This window comes from Promicromonospora sp. NPDC057138, from assembly GCF_042670845.1.
Taxonomy (GTDB): domain Bacteria; phylum Actinomycetota; class Actinomycetes; order Actinomycetales; family Cellulomonadaceae; genus Promicromonospora.
The window spans coordinates 163,121-183,886 of sequence record NZ_JBHUUX010000001.1; the positions used below are offsets into that span (position 1 = coordinate 163,121).

A 20,766-nucleotide genomic window follows, 5' to 3' on the forward strand; every position below is an offset into this window, starting at 1 on the left:
GTAACCAACCGGGTCAGGCACGGTCGCCATGCTACGCGGAACCGCTGACAACCCGCCGAAACGTCTCCTGAACGCAACGAAAGCGCAGATCAACGATCTGCGCTTTCGTTGCGCCCCCGGGCGCGACAGCGGAGCGGGTCAGCGCTTGAGACGAGACAGCACGGGGCTGAGCAGCCGGTCGAGCTCCTTGACCCGCAGCAGCCGGAGCAGCACCACGTACACGAGGAGCATGACCAGGCCGCAGAGCGCCGACACCCACAGGCCGCTGAGCATGGTGAGCACCCAGCCCCTGCCGAACGACAGCACGTCGAACCCGCCGACGAGCTGATAGACGCCCCACCCGGCGAGGCCGGAGAGGACGGCGGCCAGGAGCGCCTTGGCGTGCAGGAGGAGGACGCGGCCGCCGTCGAGCCGCCCGCCGAGCTTGGTTCGCAGGCCGCGGGTGCGCAGGAGCACCGTGATCCAGTTCGACAGGGCGTAGGCGCCGCCCGCGGCGATCACCCACGTCTCGATCGGCAGCCAGATCCGCGCGGCGATCAGGCCGATCACCAGCATGGACGTGGACGGCACAGTGATCCAGAAGACGGAGCGGCCGTCCTCGTAGGCGTAGTAGACCCACTTCATGAGGGCCATCCCGCCGAGGGGCACCAGGCCGAACGAGAGCGCGACCAGCACGGGGGCGATCAGGGCCGTACCCTCCTCGCCCGCCGTCGGGACGATGAACGCCGTGGCCGGCGCGGCCAGCACGGTGAGCGCGGCCGTGGCGAACACGGTGAAGACGCCGATGGTGCGCAGGCCCAGGGAGAGGTCGTCGCGGACGCGGTCGGTGTCGCCCTCCTGGGCGGCCTTGCTGATCCCCGTGAACAGCGCGGTGGCGATGGAGACCGTGACGAGGGAGTGCGGCAGCAGGTAGATGAGGAGCGCCTGCGTGTAGGAGCCGTTGCCCGCTACCGCGACGGGCGGGATGCTCGCGGCGCCCGCGGCGCCCGCCTCGGACGCCACCCGGGTCAGGTAGAGGATGCCTGCCTGCTCGAGGACCACGGCGGCGAACGTCCACAGGGCCACCGACCCTGCCGCGCGCAGCCCGATGCCGCGCAGGCCGAAGCGGAAGTTCCAGCGGAAGCCCGAGCGCAGCAGCGGGACCAGGAGCACCAGCGCCTGCGCGACGATGCCGAGGGTCGCGGTGCCCGCCAGCAGGATCGTGCGCGGCGTGTCCCATTCCGACAGGTCGTTGATGCCGCGCTCGGGCGCGGTGCCGAACGCCAGGAGGAAGATGCCGAACCCGATGACCGAGACCACGTTGTTGGCCACAGGCGCCCACATGAACGGACCGAACTGCTCGCGTGCGTTCAGCACCTGGCCCAGCAGGGTGTACAGGCCGTAGAAGAAGAGCTGGGGGATGCACCAGTAGGCGAACACGGTGCCGAGCGCGAGCTCCTCGGCGCTCAAGCCGTTTGTGTACAGCATGACCACCCACGCGGAGGCGCCCGTGAGCAGGGACGTGATGGCGAGGATGCCGACGGCCGACACCGTGAGCAGCTTGTCGATCCGCTCCTGCGCGTTGTGCGCCCGGAATGCCTTGACGATCTGCGGCACCAGGACGGCGTTCAGCGCACCGCCGGCGAGGATCGCGAACAGCACGTTGGGCAGCTTGTTCGCGACGTCGAACGTGATGGCGACGCTGCCGAACGAGCCGATGGCGGCGACCAGCATCATGTTCCGGACCAGCCCGCCCAGGCGGGAGGCGGCCGTGCCGGCCGCCATCACTATCGAGTTGCGGCCCAGGCCGCGGGACGACGGCGGTGCGGCGGGCGTGCCCGCACCGCTCACGCCCTCGGGGGTGGGGTCCGACGCTGGGTCGGCTGCTGCGGTCACGGCGTTCTCCTGGGTCAAGCGACTACTCCCGTGGTCTGGGCCTTGCCCGGTGTCGATCGGCCGACGTGTGCGGCGGCCGAAACACTACTCTGCCCGGACGGTCACGGAGTCCACGGTGTCCCCGGACGCCACGGGTGCGGGCTCCGCCGGGGCCGCGGGTTCCGGCGCCTCGGCGGCCGTTCCGGTCGCCTCCTCGACGTCCTCGCGGGTCGCCCGGTACGGCGAGCGGCCGCGGCGCACCGTGCGCCAGATCCCGGACAGGAACAGCAGCGCCACGAGACCCGCGGCGATCCACGTGCCGACCTCCTCCCAGCCCGCGCGGACGCGAACCTGGAACGACGAGTCGTCGCTGATCTTGGCGCCGGTCGGCGTGAGGACCTGCGCGGTCACCTCGACGTCGCCGGAGCCGATGGCGCGCACCGGCACCTGCACGTCGATCTCCTGGCCGGCCGGGATCGTCTCCGTGGTGCGGTCGTCGACGGTGAGCCGGGGGTGGTCGGGGCGCAGCACCACGGTGATCGTCACGTCCACGCCGAGCCCGTTGCGCACGCGGACGGGGATCTTGCCGACGTCGGTGATGAAGTTGATGTCCTGGCGCGGCACCACCGTCACAGACTTCTGCGTGAGCTTGGTCGTCGAGCGCAGCGCCTGCCGCACGAACAGGTCCCGGAGGCCGGGATCGCGGCGCTGCGCGACGGCGAGCGGAGCGGCCAGGCGAGCGACACCCGGCCGCCAGATCTGGGAGGAGTCCTCGGTGGCGACCGACGAGAACGTGACGACGGCGTCGCGCGCCCGCTCGAGCTCCGCCACCTCGGTGGTGCCGAGCTCGGCCTTGGACGCGCTGTGGCTCGGGAGGGGCGTGCGAGGCACCTCCTGCGCGTCCTGCGCGAGCAGCGTGTTCAGGGTCGTGGTGTCGACCCAGTCCGCGCCGTCGAGCTCCTTCAGGATCGTGGACGCGCCCTCCGCGTCGGGCGTCCAGGTGCGCGGCGCCACGATCGACAGGCTCGGCGGGTCGTACGGCGTCTGGCTCACGATGGCCGCCGTCTCGGCGAGGAGGCGCTGCGTGCCTTCCGCCGTGGTCGCGCCCGTCGTGACCGCCGCGTCGGCGCCGTTCTCGGTGGACGAGACGGTCTCGGCGCCGGACAGGTCGGTCGCCGAGACGAAGGCCTGCGTGAGGATCGTGTCGGTCACGACGGCGCGCGCGGTGCCGGACGGCGTGTTGACGTCCGCCCGGCCCGTCACCGTGCCGTCGCCCTCGTACGCCAGGCCGCCGTTGTTGACGACCACGTTCGGGCGGTCGGCGGCGACCGCGAGGTCGACGGTCTCGGTGTCGGGCACTATGCCGTCGGCGGGCCAGGCCAGGCTCGAGCTCCAGCTCGCCGGCACCTCCCAGTCGCCGGTGCGGGGCGCCTGGAGGAAGCTGCGCGAACCTGTGGTGCGCACGTTGGCGTGCGCCAGGGCGGCGAGGTCGGGGTCATGGTCGGGAAGCGTGTAGGTAGCGGTGTTCCTGGCCGCGGCGAGCATGCGCTTGGACCACTCCTTGAGCGCCTCGTCCTTCGACGTGGCGGCGACGCCCATGACGTCGGGATCGATCGCGAGCGACAGGTCGGTCTTCTCGGCGACCCGCAGCACGCCGTCGAGCCGCTGGCCGTCGGCGGTGCGCCGCGCCAGCTCGATCTCGGCGGTGCTCGGGTCTGCGGGATCGGTGGGCGGGCTCGTCACCGAGGCCAGGACGCTGAGCTTCATGGGCTCACGCTCGAGGCCGTCGGCGTCGTACATGAGGAACGAGCGGGCGATGCCGAGGCGCCCCGTGGCGTCGCCGACGGCGATCGCGAGCCGACGGGCGCCGAAGCCCTGCAGCGCCTGGACACCCGGGTCGTACGTGAAGGTGACGTTCGTGGACGCGCCCGGCGCCAGGTCCGGGATCGACTGCGACGTCGGTACGCCCCTGACCGGGTCGAGCAGGTCGGCCGTCGACCACTCGGCGATGTCCGAGCGCGACGTGAGCGCCTCCCAGTCGACCATCATCTGGGCCACGGCGTCGGTCACCGGAGCGTGGGTCGTGTTGGTGACCTTCGCCCTGATGGTCACCTCGTCGCCCGGCTTCGCGACCGGGTGGGAGACGTCGACGACCGAAACCCGCACCGGTCCCTGAGCGGAAGCCGTAGCCGGGACGCCGCCGGCGAACGCCGTGCTCGCCGGGGCGCGCTCTGCCGTCGGACCGGTGGCGGACGCCGGAAGGGTGGTCGGCCCGACGAGCGCCACGACCGCCAGGAGCACGGCGCTGATCGTGCCGGTGCGGCGGGGGGCGGAACTGCGGGAAGAGTCGGGCTGCTGCGTCATGGCAGGTCGGGGCGCTCCGTGGGGAAGGCGTCGGCGCGCAGCGCGTCCCGGAGATTCCTCGACGACTCGAGGAGGTCCAGGGCGGCAGCGGCCAGTCGCTGCTCGTTCGGGTACGACAGGCGCTCGGCGAGCTCGTCGATCCTGACCCAGAGAGCGTCCTCGGCTTCGCCGTCCGGATCGTCCTCCACGGTCAGGCGACCGCCCTCCGCGCGCAAGAGGTAATGGTGCACCACCTTGTGGACTCGCCGGTCCTCACCGGTGAACCAGTAGTCGATCACGCCCAGCTCCGCCTGGATGGAGCCGCGGATCCCGGTCTCCTCGCGGATCTCACGGATCGCGGCCTCCTGCGGCGTCTCGCGCCCCTCGAGGTGCCCTTTGGGCAGGCACCACTCCAGCCGGCCCGTGCGGTTCCGGCGCAGGAGCACCGCGGCGCTGAAGTCCTCGGGATCCTCCGGGCCGGCCCGCAGCACCAGCCCCCCGGCCGACGTCTCGTCCACGATCGGGAGATGCGCCGGGGCGGTCGCGAGCCGCCGGGCAGGATTCACCCGCAAAGGCGCCCCGCCGGGTGGCGGTGGCACCTCCGGGCGGCCGTCGGGACGGTCGCTCGCCGGAACAGGGGTGGACATGCCCCAACACTACCGACTGAGCACGGTTGGTCTGGTCAGGGGGTGTGGGCGGTTTCGGGCATTGGCTCGTTGTGGGGGTCGGCCGGAGGGCGGGAATGTCTTGGCGCCGCCTCGCTCACGCTCGCTCGTCCCTCGCTCGCTCCGCTACGGCTTTACGGCGGCGCCAAGACATTCCCGCCCTCCGACCTTGTACACCGAGTCCGGCCGCGAGGTGGTTGGCTTTGTTGGCTGGGCGTGCTGTCAATGGGTGGGGTGTCTGGGAGAATGGGCGGCTGTGTCTACCCCTGAGCAGGACCTGTTGCGGCGCGCGCTCGGCGTGCTGACCGAGATGGCGCCCGCCGCGCTCGAGCTGGGCGAGCAGTTTCGTGCCGCCGGGCACGAGCTCTCGCTGGTCGGCGGTCCGGTCCGGGACGCGTTCCTCGGCCGCACGAGCAACGACCTCGACTTCGCGACGTCGGCGTCGCCGAGCCAGACGCAGAAGATCCTCGCGCGCTGGGGCGACGCGAACTGGGACATCGGCCGCGAGTTCGGCACCATCGGGGCGCGCCGGGGCGACGTCGTCGTCGAGGTGACGACGTACCGCACCGACAAGTACGACCCGGCGTCGCGCAAGCCGCTCGTCGAGTTCGGCGACACGCTCGACGGCGACCTGTCGCGCCGCGACTTCACCGTGAACGCGATGGCCGTGCGGGTGCCCGAGCTGGCCTTCGTCGATCCGTTCGACGGGCTGGGCGACCTCGCGGCCGGGGTGCTGCGCACGCCGATCGCCCCCGAGCGGTCGTTCGACGACGACCCACTGCGCATGATGCGCGCCGCGCGGTTCGCCGCGCAGCTGTCGTTTCACGTGGAACCAGGAACCCTCGCCGCGCTGGTCGCGATGGCCGGCCGGATCGAGATCGTGTCGGCCGAGCGCGTGCAGGCGGAGATCACCAAGCTGCTCCTGAGCGACAACCCGCGCGCGGGCCTCGAGGTCCTGGTCGACACCGGGCTCGCCGAGCACGTGCTGCCCGAGCTGCCCGCGCTCCAGCTCGAGATCGACGAGCACCACCGGCACAAGGACGTCTACCAGCACTCGCTCACCGTGCTGGAGCAGGCCATCGCCCAGGAGACCGGGCCCGACGGCGCAGTGCCCGCGCCGGACCTGGTGCTGCGCCTAGCGTCGCTGCTGCACGACATCGGCAAGCCGGCGACGCGCCGCTTCGAGCCCGGTGGCGGAGTGAGCTTCCACCACCACGAGGTGGTCGGGGCCAAGCTCACCGCCAAGCGGCTCCGGGCGCTGAAGTACGAGAAGCAGGTGGTGAAGGACGTGTCGCGGCTCGTCGAGCTGCACCTGCGGTTCCACGGGTACGGCGAGGGTGCGTGGACGGACTCCGCCGTCCGCCGCTACGTGACCGACGCCGGCCCGCTCCTCGAGCGGCTGCACCGGCTCACCCGCGCCGACTCGACGACGCGCAACAAGCGGAAGGCCAAGCGGCTGTCCGACGCGTACACCGACCTGGAGAACCGCATCGCCACACTGCGCGAGCAGGAGGAGATCGACGCGATCCGGCCCGATCTGGACGGCACGCAGATCATGGCGATCCTCGGGATCTCGCCGTCGCGCGAGGTCGGCGAGGCCTACAAGTATCTGCTGGGCCTGCGGATGGAACGTGGCCCTCTGGGCGAGGACGCGGCGACGGAGGAACTGAAGAAGTGGTGGGCTGAGCGGTAGTCAGACGTGGGTCGGGTCGAAGAGGGCGCTGACCGACTCGCCGCTGTGGATGCGGCGTACAGCCTCGGCGAACGCGGGAGCGACGCTGATCACCGTCAGCTTGTCGTGCGCCAGCAGCCCCGCCGTCGGCACCGTGTTGGTGGTGACGATCTCGAGCACGTCCGGGTCGGCGGCGATGCGGTGGACGGCGTCGTCGGCGAAGATGCCGTGCGTGCAGGCGATCCGCACGGTGCGCGCGCCGTGCTCGCGGAGCAGGTCGAGGATGGCGATGATCGTGGACCCGTGGGCGATCTCGTCGTCGAGCACGATGATGTCGCGGCCCGCGACATCACCGATCAGCGACGTGATCTCGACGCGGTCGCCGTCGAACCGCTCCTTCGCGGCCGCAGCCACCGGGACCCCGAGCATCTTGGCGAACGCCGACGCGCTCTTCGCGTTGCCGAGGTCGGGGGAGACCACCGTGGCCTTGGAGAGGTCGCTCGGCAGGAAGTGCGCGGCCAGCTCACGCAGCGCGTTGAGCTGATCGGTCGGCACCCGGAAGAACGAGTGCACCTGCGGGGCGTGCAGCGTCATCGTCAGGATGCGATTCACGCCCGCCGTCTCCAGCAGGTCCGCGACGAGGCGGCCGCCGAGCGAGATGCGCGGCGCGTCCTTCTTGTCCGAGCGGGCGTACGCGAAGTGGGGCATGACGGCGGTGATCCGGGCCGCCGAGGCGCCCTTGGCGGCGTCGATCATCAGCAGGAGCTCCATCAGGCTCTCCTGCGCGGGACGCACCACGGACTGCACCAGGTAGACGTCGCGCTCGCGGCAGTTCTCGAGAAGCTGGACCTGCAGGCAGTCGTTCGCGAAGCGCTGGATCTTGATCGGGCTCAACGGAACGTCGAGATCAGCGCACATCTCGTGAGCGAAGCGCTGACCTCCGGTACCAGCAAAGACCCGCACCTCGGCCATGCCCGAAGTCTACGGAACGTCCGGCCGACATGCCTAGCCATGAACCGGCATCATGTGAACCGTGAGCCTCACCGATTGGCAGTCCTGGAAACCGTACGTCAAGGCGTTGCGCCGGTCCGCGCCGCCCGGGACGGAGGTCAGCGAGTTCGTCGGTACGGTCGGTCGCGGCGCCTGGCAGGGCACCTACCTGGACGACGGCGACGCCGACGTCCGCCGCGAACACTTCCGCACGCTCGCGCGCGAGGCGGCGAAGACAGGCGAACGCGGTCCGAGGGCCGAGCTCGACGACGCGCTGCGGGCGATCGCCGAGCTCTCTCCCGACGCCGAGCAGCTGGTGCGGGTCCGCGCGGGCGCCCGGTCGGACGACGACGTGGTCGAGCTGATCGCCCTGCCGCCCGCCGTCGTCTCGGGCCCGTCCGCCCCGGTGCTCGAGGTCGTGCTGGAGCCCGGGGCACTTCCCGCGCAGTATCGGGCGACGATAGCGCCGGCACCCGGCGTGGCCCCGGCGCCGTCGGCCGACGCGGACGCGGTGCGTCAGGTGATCGCGGACCGGATGCCCGACGCGGTCGGCGCGGCACCCGAGGAGATCGTCGCTGCCGAGGCCGCGCTGCCCGACAGGGCCCGGCTGCCGGACGAGGTACGCGCCCTGTATACCGCGGCCGGGTCGGGCAATCTGAAGCTCGCCGCCAGGGACGGCCAGTTCGGCGGGTTCGAGATAGTGCCGCTGAGCGGCAGCTTCCTCCGGGAGGCGTTCCTGCCCGGCGCGCGCTTCAGCACCTGGACCGCCGACGCCGGGACGTTCGCTCCGGAGGATCCCGCCGGCCGGGTGCAGGCCGCGATCGGCTCGCCGCTCTGGTTCCCCGTCGGGACCGATGGCGCCGGGAACGTCTACGCCGTCGACCTCGCGCCGGGGGCGAACGGGAACCTCGGACAGGTCGTGTTCCTGGACCACGAGCTGCGCGCGGGGGCGGTGTACCGGGCGGAGAGCCTGGCCGCGCTGCTCGCCGGGCGGACGGCGGGCTCGTCGGAACCGTCGCGTGGGCTGCCCGTCGACCAGCCCGGGGCTTCCTCGTCCGAACCGGGTCTCGACAGGCTCGACCAGGGGGACGACCAGCTCAACCAACGGAGCGACCCGGAGTTCCTGAACCTTCTACCCGCCGCCTGGGCGGAGCTGCTCGACGCCGGGACGGTCCCGACAACCCTCAAGGCGGCCGGCCTGCTGCCCGACCGCGCGAACCCGCCGGCGCTGCCCGACGCGATCTCGGTGGCGAACCGGCTGCTCGAGCTCCGCGGCCTGCCGTTGATCACGGTGTCCCGGTTGACCCGTCCCGAAGGCAAGGGACTGCTCGGCCGCCTCTTCGACAAGTAGGGGTCCGCGAAGTAGAGCGCCTGTCCGGTCTCGCTGGTGACACCAGGAAGACCGGACAGGCGCTCTACTTCGCGGACCCTTGTGCGGCTAGTGGCCGCCGTCGGGCGCCGTGTCGACCCGCTTGATCAGCATGGCGAGGACAACCGCGACGACCAGCACGCCCGCGGCCACGGTGAACGCGAGCCGGGCTCCGCCGGTCAGGGCGTCGGCGGCCCCCGCACCGGCGTCCGCCAGCGACGTGGAGCGGATGGTGAGCAGCGCGACGAACAGTGCGGTGCCGGCGGCGCCCGCCACCTGCTGCACCGTGTTGATCGTGGCGGAGCCGTGCGAGAACAGATGCGGCGCGAGCTCGCCCATCGCTGCGCTGAACAACGGAGTGAACGTGCAGCTCAGGCCGAGCATCAGCAGGAACTGGGCGACGACGATCACGTACCAGGGCATCGCCGGGTTGAGGAACGCCAGCATGGCCGTGCCCGCGACGACGCCGATCAGGCCGGGGACCATGATCGGCCGCGGGCCGTGCCGGTCGTACAGCCGCCCGACGATGGGACCGGACAGGCCCATAGCCAGCCCGCCCGGCAGGATGACCAGGCCGGACTGAGTAGGTGTGTAGCCAAGGGCATCCTGCAGCACCAGCGGGAGCATGACCAGGGTGCCGAGCATCGACAGCATCGCGATCGCCATGATCCCGATCGACAGGCTGAAGTTCCTGGAGCGGAACGTGCGCAGGTCGAGCAGGGCGGAGTCGGTGCGCTGCCGCGCGAGCTGGCGCCACACGAACAGGCCGAGAACCAGCACGCCGACGCCCAGCGGCACCCACGGGTTGACCGCCGCCTCGCCGCGCGCGGACTCGCCGAGCTCGGACAGGCCCCACACCACGCCGCCGAAGGCGACGAGCGCGAGGAGCAGGGACAGGGGGTCGAGCGGGTGGTTGTCCTTCTCGGACACGTCCCTGATCCACAGCACCCCCGCGACGAGTGCAGCGAGGGCGATCGGCAGGACGATGCCGAACACGTACCGCCAGCCCAGCGCGTCGCCGATGATCCCGGACACGGTCGGGCCCAAGGCCGGGGCGAGCGCGATGACCAGGGTGATGTTGCCCATGATCCGGCCGCGCAGGTGCGGCGGCACGATTGTCATGATCGTCGTCATGAGCAGCGGCATCATGATCGCGGTGCCGGTCGCCTGCACCACGCGCCCCGTGACGAGGAAGCCGAACGACGGGGACAGGAGCGCGATCAGCGTCCCCGTGCTGAACAGCGTCATGGCGGCGAGGTACGCCCACCGCGTGCCCAGCCGGTTGATGAGGAAGCCCGTCGCCGGGATCACGACCGCCATGGTGAGCAGGAACGCCGTCGTCAGCCACTGGCCGACGGTGGCGGTGATGCCAAGGTCCTCCATGATCAGCGGAAGGGCCACGCCCATGGTGGTCTCATTGAGGATTACCGTGAACGCGCTCGCCATGAGCAGCGCGATGACGCGGAAGTGGGCGGGGCTGAGCTTGTTGGTGCGTTCCTCGACTGCATCGCTCGGCACGGCGCCTGGTTGCGGTGGGGTATGTGGTGGGTCGTTGAGCTGATCAGAAGTGTCAATGGTTTCGGTACTCATAACCTTGCCCTCTCGGTACGGTGCGCGCGGGCCGAGATCGGGGGCGACGCTGCACACGACCTACGTCTAACGACGCCGGACCATCGTCGGGTATTCCCGGTGACGATCGCGACCTGTTTTTATCGACGTCTGCGGTGAGCAGAAATCATCGGTCCGGGGGAATACGGGCGGTCAGTTCCCCGTCGCGTCCGCGGGTTCCACGTCGTCCGTCGCGTCGCCGGGGGAGACCGACTCCATGACCTGCGCGGCCACGCCGAGCGTCACGCCCTGCCCGGCCATGAACGGCTCAGGGTCCACCGCCTGCCCGTTCATCCGCACCTCGTAGTGCAGGTGGCAGCCCGACGACGTGCCCGCGCCCGCCGGGTCGATCCGCGAGTCGCCGCCCATCGAGGCGATCTGCTGCCCGGCCTGCACCGTGTCGCCGACCCGCACCAGGTTGGTGCCGGTGAGCAGGTGACCGTACAGCGAGTCGAGACCCATGCCGTGATCGATGCGGATCGTGTTGCCGGTGCCCCAGCCGGTCGCGCCGGAGATCACCACGCGCCCCGCGGCGGCCGCGTACACCGGGGTGCCGCACGACGCCGCGATGTCCTGGCCCAGGTGGTAGGTCGACGCCCCGGCGATGCCGGTGCTGCGCGGCCCGAAGCCCGACGCCTTGGTCCCGACGGCCGGGTTGGCCCATCCGCCGGCGCCGACGGCGGCGTGGCCGATCGATCCGGTCAGGCAGGGCGCGCCTGCCGCGGCGCCCTGGATGGACTGGGACAGTGCCGCGAGGTCCTCGTCGTCCGCCCCGCTGACGAGCTGCATCACCTGCAGCGCCTGGTCCCAGTACTGCTGATAGTGGTACGGGTCGGCGTTCCGCTGCGCCTTGTGTGCGGCGATGGTCGGCTCGAGCGTCTCCCAGCCGGTGATCGCGAGCAGCCGGTCGTAGAACCGGCCCGACGACTGCACCGGGTCGAGGCGCTCCTCGACCGTGCCGTACCACTTCTGCTCCTGGAACATGCCGATCGACGAGGTCAGTGTGCCGTCGGGGTTGCGCACGCCGAACCGGTCGTCGCCGTAGGACAGGTTGCGCATGCCCGACTCGCCCAGGGCTGTCATCACGGCGATGGCCTGGGCCCGGCCCGGGACGCCACGCTCCTGCCCGACCTGCAGGATCACCGAGGCGTTCTGCAGCTGCTCGCCGGTGAAGCCGCCCGCCGCGGCGGCCTGGCCGCCCGCGGGCACCACCGACGCCGACATGCTGCAGTCGTTCTGCGACTGGTTCTCGCTCACGGCGCCGCCGACCAGCACGACCATCGCGATCACCGCGGCGGGCACCGCCAGGACGGCGGCGGCCAGCACGGCCAGCACGAGCACCGCGCGCCTGGTCGAGTCGTCCTTCTTCCTGCCGTTGCCTGGCCGCCCTCCTCGGGACCGGACGGCCTGCGCGGCGACGCGCGTCGCGATCCCGGCGGCGCCTCGCCCGCTCACGACCCCTCCGGCGGCCTGATCTGCTCGGCCAGCCAGGGCGCCGCGCCGTCGGCCCGGGTCAGGAGGACCGTGTAGGGGCCGATGTCGGTGGGCACCGCCACCTCGGCGAGCAGCGTGGACGTCTCGTCGGTGACCTTCGGGTCGCCGGTCACCTCGGTGACGGGCACGAGCCGCGGGTCGACGTCCTGGTAGACCGGCTGCGCCTGCGGCGTGAGCAGGGGCTTGAGGCCGTCCCACCAGGCCGCCGCCGTCTGGTCGGTGGCGGCGAACGCCAGCATGGTCGCGCGGGCGGCGTCGCGCGCGGCCGTGCGGACGGCGTCGTCCCACGTCGCCTCGACCGGCTCGCTGGGAGCCGTCTCGTCGAACTCCGGCTCGGCCGTCACCTCGACGGCGGGCTCGCCGGCCTCCGGCCGGCCCTCGACCTCCTCGGTGGCCGTCGCACCGTCCGTGTCGCCGTCCGGCGTGCCCACGGGATTGCCGAAGTCGTCCTGCCCCCGCGGGGTGACGACGCCGGAGCCCCCCTGCGCGGTGGGATCGACCGGACCGCCCTCGCGGGGCCAGCCGATCCAGGTCCCGATCGCGAGGGCGACCACCGTGATCGCCACGATGACTGCACGTTTCATCAGCGGCCCAGCCCTCGCATCTGTCGCCGTCCCGGGTTGTGCACGATGGCGGACGGCTGCGGCGCGCCGGCCTGCGGCGCCCCACTCCGGCGTGCGGCGTTGAGCGACTCGGCCAGGCGGGCCGCGCTCTGCGACCGCTCGCCGCGCCGGCCGAGGCCGCGTACCGCGCCGAGCATCTGCTGGGCCTGCTTGGCCTTGCGCACCGCGCCGAGCGCCTTGGAGGCACCGGCCGCCGCCGCGGACGTGCCGCTGCTCGCGACCATGGCGCCCGCCTGCAGCGCTATCGACGTCCCCGCCCGGCGCGCGCTGCCCAGCCGGTCGCTGAGACGCTCGCCGGCCGTGGGCGGCAGATGAGGGCTCGGCTCGTTCGACGTCTTCTCGCCGGCGTTCGTCCCGTCCGCCAATGGCTCGGTGCCCGCGCGCCCGACGTCGGGCGAACCGTCCTGGACCGTGCGGGCCGCCGCCGTCCAGGCGTTGCCGCCGCCGCCCGGGGTGCCGTCGGACCCGGCGGGACCGCCGGAGCTGTCGACCGGGATGGGCATGGTGCGGTTGCCGTCGCCTCCCGTGCCGCCGGTGGTGCTGCCGACCGAGCCGCCGCCCGGCGTCCCGTCCATCGTGGACGGGCCCGCGGCGGGCAGGTCGTCGCGGTCGACGTCGACGGCGTTGCCGTGCGGCTGCACGGGTGCCGGGCCGAGGCCGACGCCGGCCCACTCCCTGGCCTTGTTGTAGCGGTCGCGCCACTTCGCGGTGCCGTCCCACGGCATCGCGGCCGGCTCGCCCACCTGGGAGGGGACGCCGGCGGCCGCGAGCTTGTCGGCCAGCGCCCGTAGGCCCTGCCGCACGCTCGCCCCCATGAGCACGTAGAAGACGGCGCCCGCGATGACGAGCGTATTGAAGAGGTACAGGCGCACGAGGAACGGCAGGCCGCTCGTGGCGTCGTAGAAGCCGAGCAGCATCTTCATCCACGCGACCAGGAACATCGTGGCCATCGCGACGAGGACAGCGCCGAAAGCGACGCTCGCGAACGTGCGGAACAGCTGGGCCCGCGTGCCGCTGGAGATGACGCCGACGGGCAGCTGCCACAACAGCTTAATCGCCGACCAGCCCAGCAGCAGCACCGCGAAGATGGTGCCGCCCACGATCACCACGGACAGCAGCAGGAACACGAACCCGGTGGTGAGCAGGCTCAGCGTGGAGACGACGGTGCCGGCGTCGACCGTGGAGGCCGCCTCCTGGTACGCCTCGTCGCAGCCCCCTATCGCGTCGACGGCGTTCTCCCGGCCGACGTTCTCGGTGTACGTGTCCTCGCAGCCCGTGCCGTCGATGACCGAGCCGTAGTTGATGATTTGGTGCGGCGAGCGCAGGAGGGTGTCCACGAGCTGGCCCTTGAGCCCGTCGCGGATTGCCGTGGAGTCCCGCTCGAACGACGCGCCCTCGGTGGCGAAGCCGGTGGCGATGTCCATGCCGGCGTTGCGCGACTGCATGATGACGCCCTGCTCGCCGCCGATGGTCGCCATCGGGTTCGCGAGGAACGTGGTGGCCAGGGCAGCGATCAGGCAGCCGATGAGCAGCTCCATGAACCCGCCCGCGAACCGGCCCTTGAGCAGCCAGAAGCCCACGACGAACGCCAGGATGATGAGCATCAGGTTGAGCAGGCCGATCTGCGCGATCATGCCCTGCACGATGATGCTCAGCCCGGCCAGCGGCGCCAGGATGTAGCCCAGCCAGTCCATGCCGAGCACCCAGTCGAGCACCCAGATCTGGACCGCGACCATGTCCCGGTACCAGACCCAGAACATGCCGGCGAGAGTCGAGAAGATCTCGGAGTCGACGTTCAGCGGGTTCCACGGCGAGCCCGTGTCCCACTGGAGCGTGAACCGGTTGTAGTCCACGCCCTGGGTGTCCTGCAGGTTCAGCCCGCCCTGCGGATCGGCTGCCGTCAGGAGGGGTCCCAGCCGGATCATGACCCGATCACCGCACCGGTAGAGCTGGTCGGGGTGGTCTTCACGGTCTCGGCGCGCTTCTCCACCAGCGGCGCCATGACCTTGGCGCGGCCGTACCGGGCTTGGAAGTCCCGGATCAGGCACTCGCCGCGGCGCTCCTCGACCACGCCGACGGCGGCGTCCGTCACCGGGGCGGTGCCCTCGGTGATGAGCTTGACCAGGCCCTCGTCGACCGGCGCGTCGTGCGACAGGCCGTGCAGCCAGCGCAGGCCGCGGCGGGCCAGGTTCGCGTCGCGGTGGCGCAGCAGCACCCGGAACGGGATCAGCCCGCGCACCACCTCGTTGCCGAAGTCCTCCTCGGCGTCGTGGCTGCCGAGCAGGAGCGCCGCCTTGTGCTTACGGCCGTCCCGGATGAACATGCCGATCTCCTCGGCCGCCTCGGGCGACGACATCGTCTTGGACGCCTCGTCGGCGGCGAAGATGTCGAGCCGCGAGCGGTCCGCGAAGCAGCGGTATCTGGCCAGGGCCGCGATGAGCGCGAACGTGGCACGGCCGAAGACCTTCTCGGCCTTGAGCTCGGCGAACAGGTGGCCGTGCTCCAGGTCGGCCCTCGACGGCAGCTGCATCTTGTGCGTGTGCAGCACTATCGCTGGAGATCTGAGGTCGAGCGGCGGCAGCGTGTCGTCGAAGAGAGCCCGCCCGAAGTCGAGCTCGGAGAAGATCCGCATCTCGTCGGCGAGCAGCTTGGCGCCCGCGTACTCGCAGTCCGTCTCGAGGTGCCGCGCGAGTGAGCCGAGCGAGGTGATCTCGTGCCGCCACATGTACTCGGTCTGCAGCACCTTGGACAGCAGCACGTTCTGCTCGGACTTGGTCTGCACCGACAGCAGCACCGTCAGGAACGAGCGGGCCACGCGTGGCGCCTGCGCGGGCGGCAGGATCCGCAGCGGGTCCATGGAGACTGTGGCGTCCTCGGAGATCTCCACGACCGCTGAGCCGGGGATCTCGGACACGGCGATGCCCCACTCGCCCATCTCGGTGTGGTCCACCGCCATGAGCGTGGCGCCCATGTCGACGTTGTCCATGGCCACGGTCTTCATGGAGACGCTCTTGCCGGAGCCCAGCTCGCCCACAAAGCCCATCGCAAGAGCGACGTCCAGCTTGTCCGTAGCGCCCGCCAGGTTCACGAATACCGGGTTCGGCCGGGCCGCCCCGTTCGAGATCTCCAGGGCGAACAGCGCGCCCGAGGTGTCGCCCAGCTCCGTCGTCGCGAACGGCACGGCCGCCGAGAACGCCCGCGCCGTCGTGATCTGCGAGTACTCCCGCACGGCGCGCGGCGTCGGCATGCCGGGAAGGGTGGCCTCGAAGAGGGTGGGCTGGATCGTGGGGTCCGTGCGCAGCGAGAACTGCATGGCCGCGAAGTACTTGGTCAGGTCGCGGGCGTCGTCGAGCGCCTGCTCCGGGGTGCTGCCCGAGACCGTGAACATCGTGGTTGCGTCGACCTCGACCTCGAGCTCGTCGGCGTCCATCACCGCCTGGTACTCGCCCAGGGCGCGCGCCGTCGTGTCCAAGGACGACCCGGCGCGCTCCTCCTCGGAGCGCTGGTCGAACTGGTCGTTCAGGGTGCGCACCGCGCGCCGGTTGCGGTTGGTCACCTCGTCGCGCGAGCGCACGGTCATGCGGATCGCCCAGTCGCAGGGCACTCCCGACTCGTCGACACGCCCGATCCACTCGCACCCCGGGTAGATGATCCCGCCCGACGGCGTGTCGCTCACCACGAGCGTCGTCTGGTACGAGGCGAGATCGGGGCTGGTGGGGTCGAGGACCTTCACGTAGGGCCGCTTCAGGATCTGCAGCGGGCCCAGCTTCTTCTCCGAGTCGGTCTGCCCGGCCGGGTCCACCAGCGAGGACGGCAGCACGGACGGCCCCGACAGGTGCATCTCCGCGTCCAGCGACCCGTCGACGGGAACCGCCGTGTCCAGCCCGAGGCCGCGCTGCATTGCGTGGCCGAACATCCAGGCCATCTCGGCCACCGTCGCAGGCTGCGGGTCGAACGCCGAGGGCATCTCCTTGCGGAGCGCCTCCGCCTGCGCCGCACGCTCGCCGATCGCGTGCCGGCCCGGCACGGAGCGGGGCATCATCAGGGTGTCCTGGAGCGTGGTCCAGCTCGCGTGCAGCGGCTCCATGAACGCCTTTGCGCCCGGATTGGCCAGGGGAGCGGCGATCCAGTGGACGCGCCGTCCGATCGGGATCTGCTCCAGGAAGTCGAGTGTGGCCTCGCACTCCGCGGCCCACGCCTCGCGCTCGGTCAGGTCGACGCCCTCGATCATCGAGAGCACCACCGACGCCGGGTCGGTCGCCGCCGTCAGGCCGAGGTGCAACGACTCGCCGCGCAGCGCGCGGTACAGCGCGGTGTGGTGGCGCCGGGCGGCGTGCTTCTTGTCGTCGGGCTGGAATGCGTAGGGCACAGGTGACACGCGCCAGACCGCCCACACGGTCCCGGTGCGGGTCCACATGAGGCCGTCGGTCAGGGCCGAGATGTGGCTCAGCATTGGGGCTCAGTCCTCTCGCGGGGTGGTGGGTGGTGCGGTGTCGGTGGTGTGGTCGGTCTTCTGCAGGTTGCCGGCGAGCAGCTGCCCGACGCCGGTCAGTTCGGCGCCCTTGCGGTCCGGCGCGGTGGCCGCCACCTTGGCGGCTGCCGCAGCCCAGTCCGCGGGCGAGCGCTTGTCCGGAGCCGGCTGGGGTTGCGGCTCGGGTGTCGGCTGGAGCTGTCTGCCCTCGTAGGTGGCGTCCGCGGGGCCGCGACCGGTCAGCTCCGGCAGGAGCTCGGTCGGGATCGGCCGGATCTCGGCGGGGCGCGGTGGCCCGGCCGCCGGGCCCGTGGGCGACGTCGGGCCGGGCGACGGCGGAAGGACGACCATGACCCGGTGGGTCATCAGGCGCGGCTTGGGCAGGGCGACCTGCCCGCCGGACAGGCGGCCCGGGCTGGAGGTCAGGTTCATCGCGTCCATGACGAACGCGACGGGGTTGCGGCCGCTGCTCGGGAGCTTGCCCGTGGCCCAGACGACGCCGACGACCACGCCGACGGCGACCACGATGTTCATGAAACCGCCCAGCTGCGCCCACAGCGGAGCCGTCTTCCACAGCGCGAACGCCACCACGGCGCCCGCTCCCACCTGGGTGATCGTGTACGGGCCGCCCCAGATGCGCCCGCCGCTGGGTAGCTTCCCCACCAGCATGGGGATGCGTCGGGCCTTCGTGTAGAACTTCGCGGTCTCGGTCACCGGACACCCTCCTCACCACATGCCGGGCGCGCGAGCGCGCCCACCTGACCAGCCCTGTGTCGTGCCCTCGGCGTCATGCCCATCTGCCTGGCCCTGTCGGCCCCAGCGCTCCGTCAGAGAACTGTCTGCGTGTTCACGATCGCCGGAGCCGAGTCGAACTCGTCCCGTGCAAGCTCGGACGTCACGTTGATACCGCCGTTCACGAGCCACAGGACGATGCCGCCGACGATCGCGGACATCAGGATCGCCGCGATCGACATCTTGGTCTTCACCGCCGTGATGACGACCATGAGGATGACGACCACGAAGGTCACCGACTCGATGGCACTCTTCACCTCCTCCGACTTCACGGTGATGAGGTCGAGGAAGCCGTCGGCCATAACGATCTCGCTGATCATGGTTCTCTCCTTCGCTACTCCCCGGCGGTGCCGGAGTCGATGGTGCCGGGTGGCGTCGTGTCGATACGGACGGCCGGCTCGAGGCCGGCAACCTCCCAGCGGCCGTCACGCCCACGGAGCGTGAGGACGTACTGGGCGGTGGTCTTGTTGCCGTCGAGCCGCGTGAGCTCGGCGGTGATCAGGGCGTGCGTACCGGCGTCGTCGGCCGGGTCCTCCGTGACCTCGTGCGAGCCCTTGATGCCCGTCACGGCCACAGCCGAGTACGGGGCGGGGGTGATCGCCGAGATGGAGGTACCGGGGCGCAGGTAGCGCGAGATCTCGCCGTCGCCCGCGACCAGGGCCGCGAGGAACCCGGCGGCGGACTGGCCCGCGGCCGACGTCGGAGAGATGGTCTCGGGGTAGTCGAGGTCTGGCGGCTCGGCGGCGGCGGGGCCCGGCACGGGGGCGGGCAGTGCGAGAGCGGTCACGGCCAGCTCCGGCCCGGAATACTCGGTGTCCGTGCGGTCCACCAGCACCGGCACCTGGAAGTAGCGGCGCACCCACACGAGCGGCACCTCCGCCTCTTCGCCCGCCTTGCCCGTGCCCGACGGCGCCGGCGTCGAGCCGGGTGCCGGCTCGGCGACGTCGACGCCGACCGTCACCGACCACACGTCGTCCTCCGCAGGCTCGACCTGTGCCACCTTCGAGTCGCGGATGGTCAGACCCTCCTGGGGGAGAGAGCCGACCGGGGCGCTCGTCAGGGACGCGATGAGCTGCTGGTCGTCGCTGTCGGCCCGCAGCCAGGTCTCGACGAGCTCGACGGCTCGCTCACTGGCGGCGGCGGTCTCGGCCGTGTCCGCCGCGTCGGCGGACGCGGAGACCGGGGCGGGCTCGGGCCGCAGCGCGGTCCACACCAGCGCGGCGGGACCGGCCAGCAGGGCCAGCGCGAGCAGGGCGCCCCAGGCCTTGGTCACCAGGGCCGGCCCGTTGGACCACTCCACCACCTGCGGGGGCGGGTTCTCGCCGTCGCCACCGCCGCCCGACGACGGGGGCGTCGCGGGCTGGTCGGGTCCGCCGGCCCAGGGCGCCGCGGGGCCGGAGGCGCCCGGGGCGGGCAGCTCGGCCGGCTTGGCCGCCTTCTTGCCGCGCCGACGGACGAGGAGCGAGCTCATCGCGTACGCACCTCGTTCTGCAGGTCTGCGCGGATGCGCGCGCGGGCCTCGCGGGCGCTGCGCACCCGGGGGCTGTCGAGCGCCTCGGTCAGGCGGACGGTCGTGTCCTCCTCGCCGAGCGGATCCTCGGAGAGGGAGGCGATGAGGTCGGCGACCATGGGCGCCACCTCGCCGCGGGCCGCGTGCACCTCGGCGGTATCTCGGAGCAGGGACCACGTGCGGTCGAAGTCCGGGGCATCGGGATCCGCACTGCGGACGCCCGCGCTGCCGAGGTCGGTGCTGCCGAGTCCGGCGCCGGGCGCCTGGTCGAGCTCGTCCTTGCTCATCTCGCCTCTCCCGTTTCTCCGTCTCTTGCGTCTGCTGAGCACAAATGGCAGGTCCGGAGTTCGTGTGACATCGGTCTGTCCCGGGTTTTGGCCGACTGTGACGCAGGTCACACATGGCTCGACAGAGCGGGCAACAGTGGCGGGCAACACCTCCTCGGTGGACTCGGGGCTGACGGAGGGGGGAATCGCCATGCCTGCACGAACACCTGTACCGGCATCAGGAACGCTGATGCGAGAGCTCGACCATGACTGGGCCGACCTGGTCCGCACGCGGTCGTTCGCGATGGAGATCGGGCGCCTCGTCGGACGGTTCCCGCAGCTCGCCGGCCTGCGCACGGGTGGCACCGTACGGCTCGCCCCGGACGAGGCCGACAAGGTGCTGTACGCGCTCATCGTGGAGCATGCGAGCGGCAGCTTCGCCGCCGGCCGCGCGGTGCTGCAGTGCATGCTCCCCGCGGTGCGCACCATCGTCCGCCGGTCGCGGCGGCACTATCCCGACGTGCAGGACCTCGAGCAGGAGGCCGCCGCCGCGATGTGGGACGCGATCACCCACTACGACCTCGAGCGCAGCAGCCGGGTCGCGATGTGGCTGCAGGGGCACACGCTGACGCGCGTCGTCGGCGATCGCGCCCCGCACGCGCAGGGCGGCCGGGCCAGCCGCGGACCCCGGGTCGCGGAGATCCCCACCGACACGGACACGCTGAGCGTCCTCGAACGGCCGACGACGCCCGAGCCCGGACCCGACGCGGTCTACTCGCTCGCGAGCATGTCGCTCGGCACCACGGGCGAGGTCCTCGACGTCATCGCGTGGGGGCTCGACCAGGGCGTCCTGACGCAGGACGAGTCAGCTCTTCTGGCGCGGCTGTACGCGCCGGACCCCGATCTCCCGGAGTACGCCGAGCTCGGCTCGGGTCGCGGGAACTATCAGCGGCGGGTGGCCCACGAGCTGGGCATCTCGCACGCAGCCTTGCGCCAGCGGGCGAGTCGCGCAGTGCGACGGCTGGCGGAAGCCGTTCAGTCCGGTGGTCTGTCTGGGGGACAGCCGGGCGAACGGGACGGTGAGGGACGACGACGGCCGGCGGGCTGAG

The 20,766-nt window shown here is 71.7% G+C and carries 16 protein-coding genes; 3 read left to right on the forward strand and 13 right to left on the reverse strand.

Annotated elements, in window-relative coordinates:
- Positions 1 to 138 precede the first annotated feature (138 nt).
- The 3 genes from murJ to ACFT2C_RS00775 all read right to left on the reverse strand — a co-directional run bounded on the left by murJ (position 139) and on the right by ACFT2C_RS00775 (position 4,844).
- Entirely contained in the window at positions 139 to 1,875 is a 1,737-nt protein-coding gene (gene murJ, locus ACFT2C_RS00765; protein ID WP_377205090.1) for a murein biosynthesis integral membrane protein MurJ, read from the reverse strand.
- Between the two features lie 84 nt (positions 1,876 to 1,959).
- Positions 1,960 to 4,218: a DUF6049 family protein gene (locus tag ACFT2C_RS00770; RefSeq protein WP_377205091.1), complete on the reverse strand. Its 2,259-nt coding sequence runs from the start codon at positions 4,216 to 4,218 to the stop codon at positions 1,960 to 1,962.
- Positions 4,215 to 4,844 (reverse strand): NUDIX hydrolase, encoded by a 630-nt coding sequence (locus ACFT2C_RS00775; protein ID WP_377205092.1) that lies wholly within the window; start codon positions 4,842 to 4,844, stop codon positions 4,215 to 4,217. Before ACFT2C_RS00775 ends, ACFT2C_RS00770 begins: the two co-directional genes overlap by 4 nt.
- 274 nt (positions 4,845 to 5,118) lie before the next feature.
- Here ACFT2C_RS00775 and ACFT2C_RS00780 point away from each other — a divergent pair, with 274 nt between their 5' ends.
- On the forward strand, positions 5,119 to 6,555 hold the full coding sequence (locus ACFT2C_RS00780; RefSeq protein WP_377205093.1) for a CCA tRNA nucleotidyltransferase: 1,437 nt from the start codon (positions 5,119 to 5,121) through the stop codon (positions 6,553 to 6,555).
- Here the strand turns inward: ACFT2C_RS00780 and ACFT2C_RS00785 are convergent, their stop codons facing one another.
- Complete coding sequence (locus ACFT2C_RS00785; protein ID WP_377205094.1) at positions 6,556 to 7,506, reverse strand: ribose-phosphate diphosphokinase; 951 nt, start codon at positions 7,504 to 7,506, stop codon at positions 6,556 to 6,558.
- 61 nt (positions 7,507 to 7,567) lie between these two features.
- Between ACFT2C_RS00785 and ACFT2C_RS00790 the strand changes: the two genes are divergently transcribed.
- Positions 7,568 to 8,875 (forward strand): SMI1/KNR4 family protein, encoded by a 1,308-nt coding sequence (locus ACFT2C_RS00790; RefSeq protein ID WP_377205095.1) that lies wholly within the window; start codon positions 7,568 to 7,570, stop codon positions 8,873 to 8,875.
- A gap of 87 nt (positions 8,876 to 8,962) precedes the next feature.
- On the opposite strand, the gene ACFT2C_RS00795 is transcribed toward ACFT2C_RS00790, so the two are convergent.
- The 9 genes from ACFT2C_RS00795 to ACFT2C_RS00835 form a co-directional block, all read right to left on the reverse strand.
- The gene (locus tag ACFT2C_RS00795) at positions 8,963 to 10,411 is read right to left on the reverse strand and encodes an MDR family MFS transporter (RefSeq protein WP_377205096.1); all 1,449 of its coding nucleotides are present in this window, start codon (positions 10,409 to 10,411) and stop codon (positions 8,963 to 8,965) included.
- Positions 10,412 to 10,654: 243 nt separating this feature from the next.
- On the reverse strand, positions 10,655 to 11,956 hold the full coding sequence (locus ACFT2C_RS00800) for a M23 family metallopeptidase (protein ID WP_377205097.1): 1,302 nt from the start codon (positions 11,954 to 11,956) through the stop codon (positions 10,655 to 10,657).
- Complete coding sequence (locus ACFT2C_RS00805; RefSeq protein WP_377205098.1) at positions 11,953 to 12,579, reverse strand: hypothetical protein; 627 nt, start codon at positions 12,577 to 12,579, stop codon at positions 11,953 to 11,955. Before ACFT2C_RS00805 ends, ACFT2C_RS00800 begins: the two co-directional genes overlap by 4 nt.
- Positions 12,579 to 14,543 carry a hypothetical protein gene (locus tag ACFT2C_RS00810; protein WP_377205099.1) on the reverse strand — a complete coding sequence of 655 codons (1,965 nt, stop codon included), beginning with the start codon at positions 14,541 to 14,543 and terminating at the stop codon, positions 12,579 to 12,581. The genes ACFT2C_RS00805 and ACFT2C_RS00810 overlap by 1 nt, the downstream gene beginning before the upstream one ends.
- On the reverse strand, positions 14,540 to 17,071 hold the full coding sequence (locus ACFT2C_RS00815) for an ATP-binding protein (RefSeq protein ID WP_377205100.1): 2,532 nt from the start codon (positions 17,069 to 17,071) through the stop codon (positions 14,540 to 14,542). Before ACFT2C_RS00815 ends, ACFT2C_RS00810 begins: the two co-directional genes overlap by 4 nt.
- Positions 17,072 to 17,077: 6 nt before the next feature.
- Entirely contained in the window at positions 17,078 to 17,803 is a 726-nt protein-coding gene (locus ACFT2C_RS00820) for a hypothetical protein (RefSeq protein ID WP_377205101.1), read from the reverse strand.
- Positions 17,804 to 17,916: 113 nt separating this feature from the next.
- Complete coding sequence (locus ACFT2C_RS00825) at positions 17,917 to 18,201, reverse strand: hypothetical protein (RefSeq protein ID WP_285100538.1); 285 nt, start codon at positions 18,199 to 18,201, stop codon at positions 17,917 to 17,919.
- A gap of 14 nt (positions 18,202 to 18,215) precedes the next feature.
- Positions 18,216 to 19,352 carry a hypothetical protein gene (locus ACFT2C_RS00830; protein ID WP_377205102.1) on the reverse strand — a complete coding sequence of 379 codons (1,137 nt, stop codon included), beginning with the start codon at positions 19,350 to 19,352 and terminating at the stop codon, positions 18,216 to 18,218.
- Complete coding sequence (locus ACFT2C_RS00835; RefSeq protein ID WP_377205103.1) at positions 19,349 to 19,678, reverse strand: hypothetical protein; 330 nt, start codon at positions 19,676 to 19,678, stop codon at positions 19,349 to 19,351. Before ACFT2C_RS00835 ends, ACFT2C_RS00830 begins: the two co-directional genes overlap by 4 nt.
- Positions 19,679 to 19,907: 229 nt before the next feature.
- Here ACFT2C_RS00835 and ACFT2C_RS00840 point away from each other — a divergent pair, with 229 nt between their 5' ends.
- Positions 19,908 to 20,765 (forward strand): sigma factor, encoded by an 858-nt coding sequence (locus tag ACFT2C_RS00840; RefSeq protein ID WP_377205104.1) that lies wholly within the window; start codon positions 19,908 to 19,910, stop codon positions 20,763 to 20,765.
- Position 20,766: the final 1 nt, after the last annotated feature.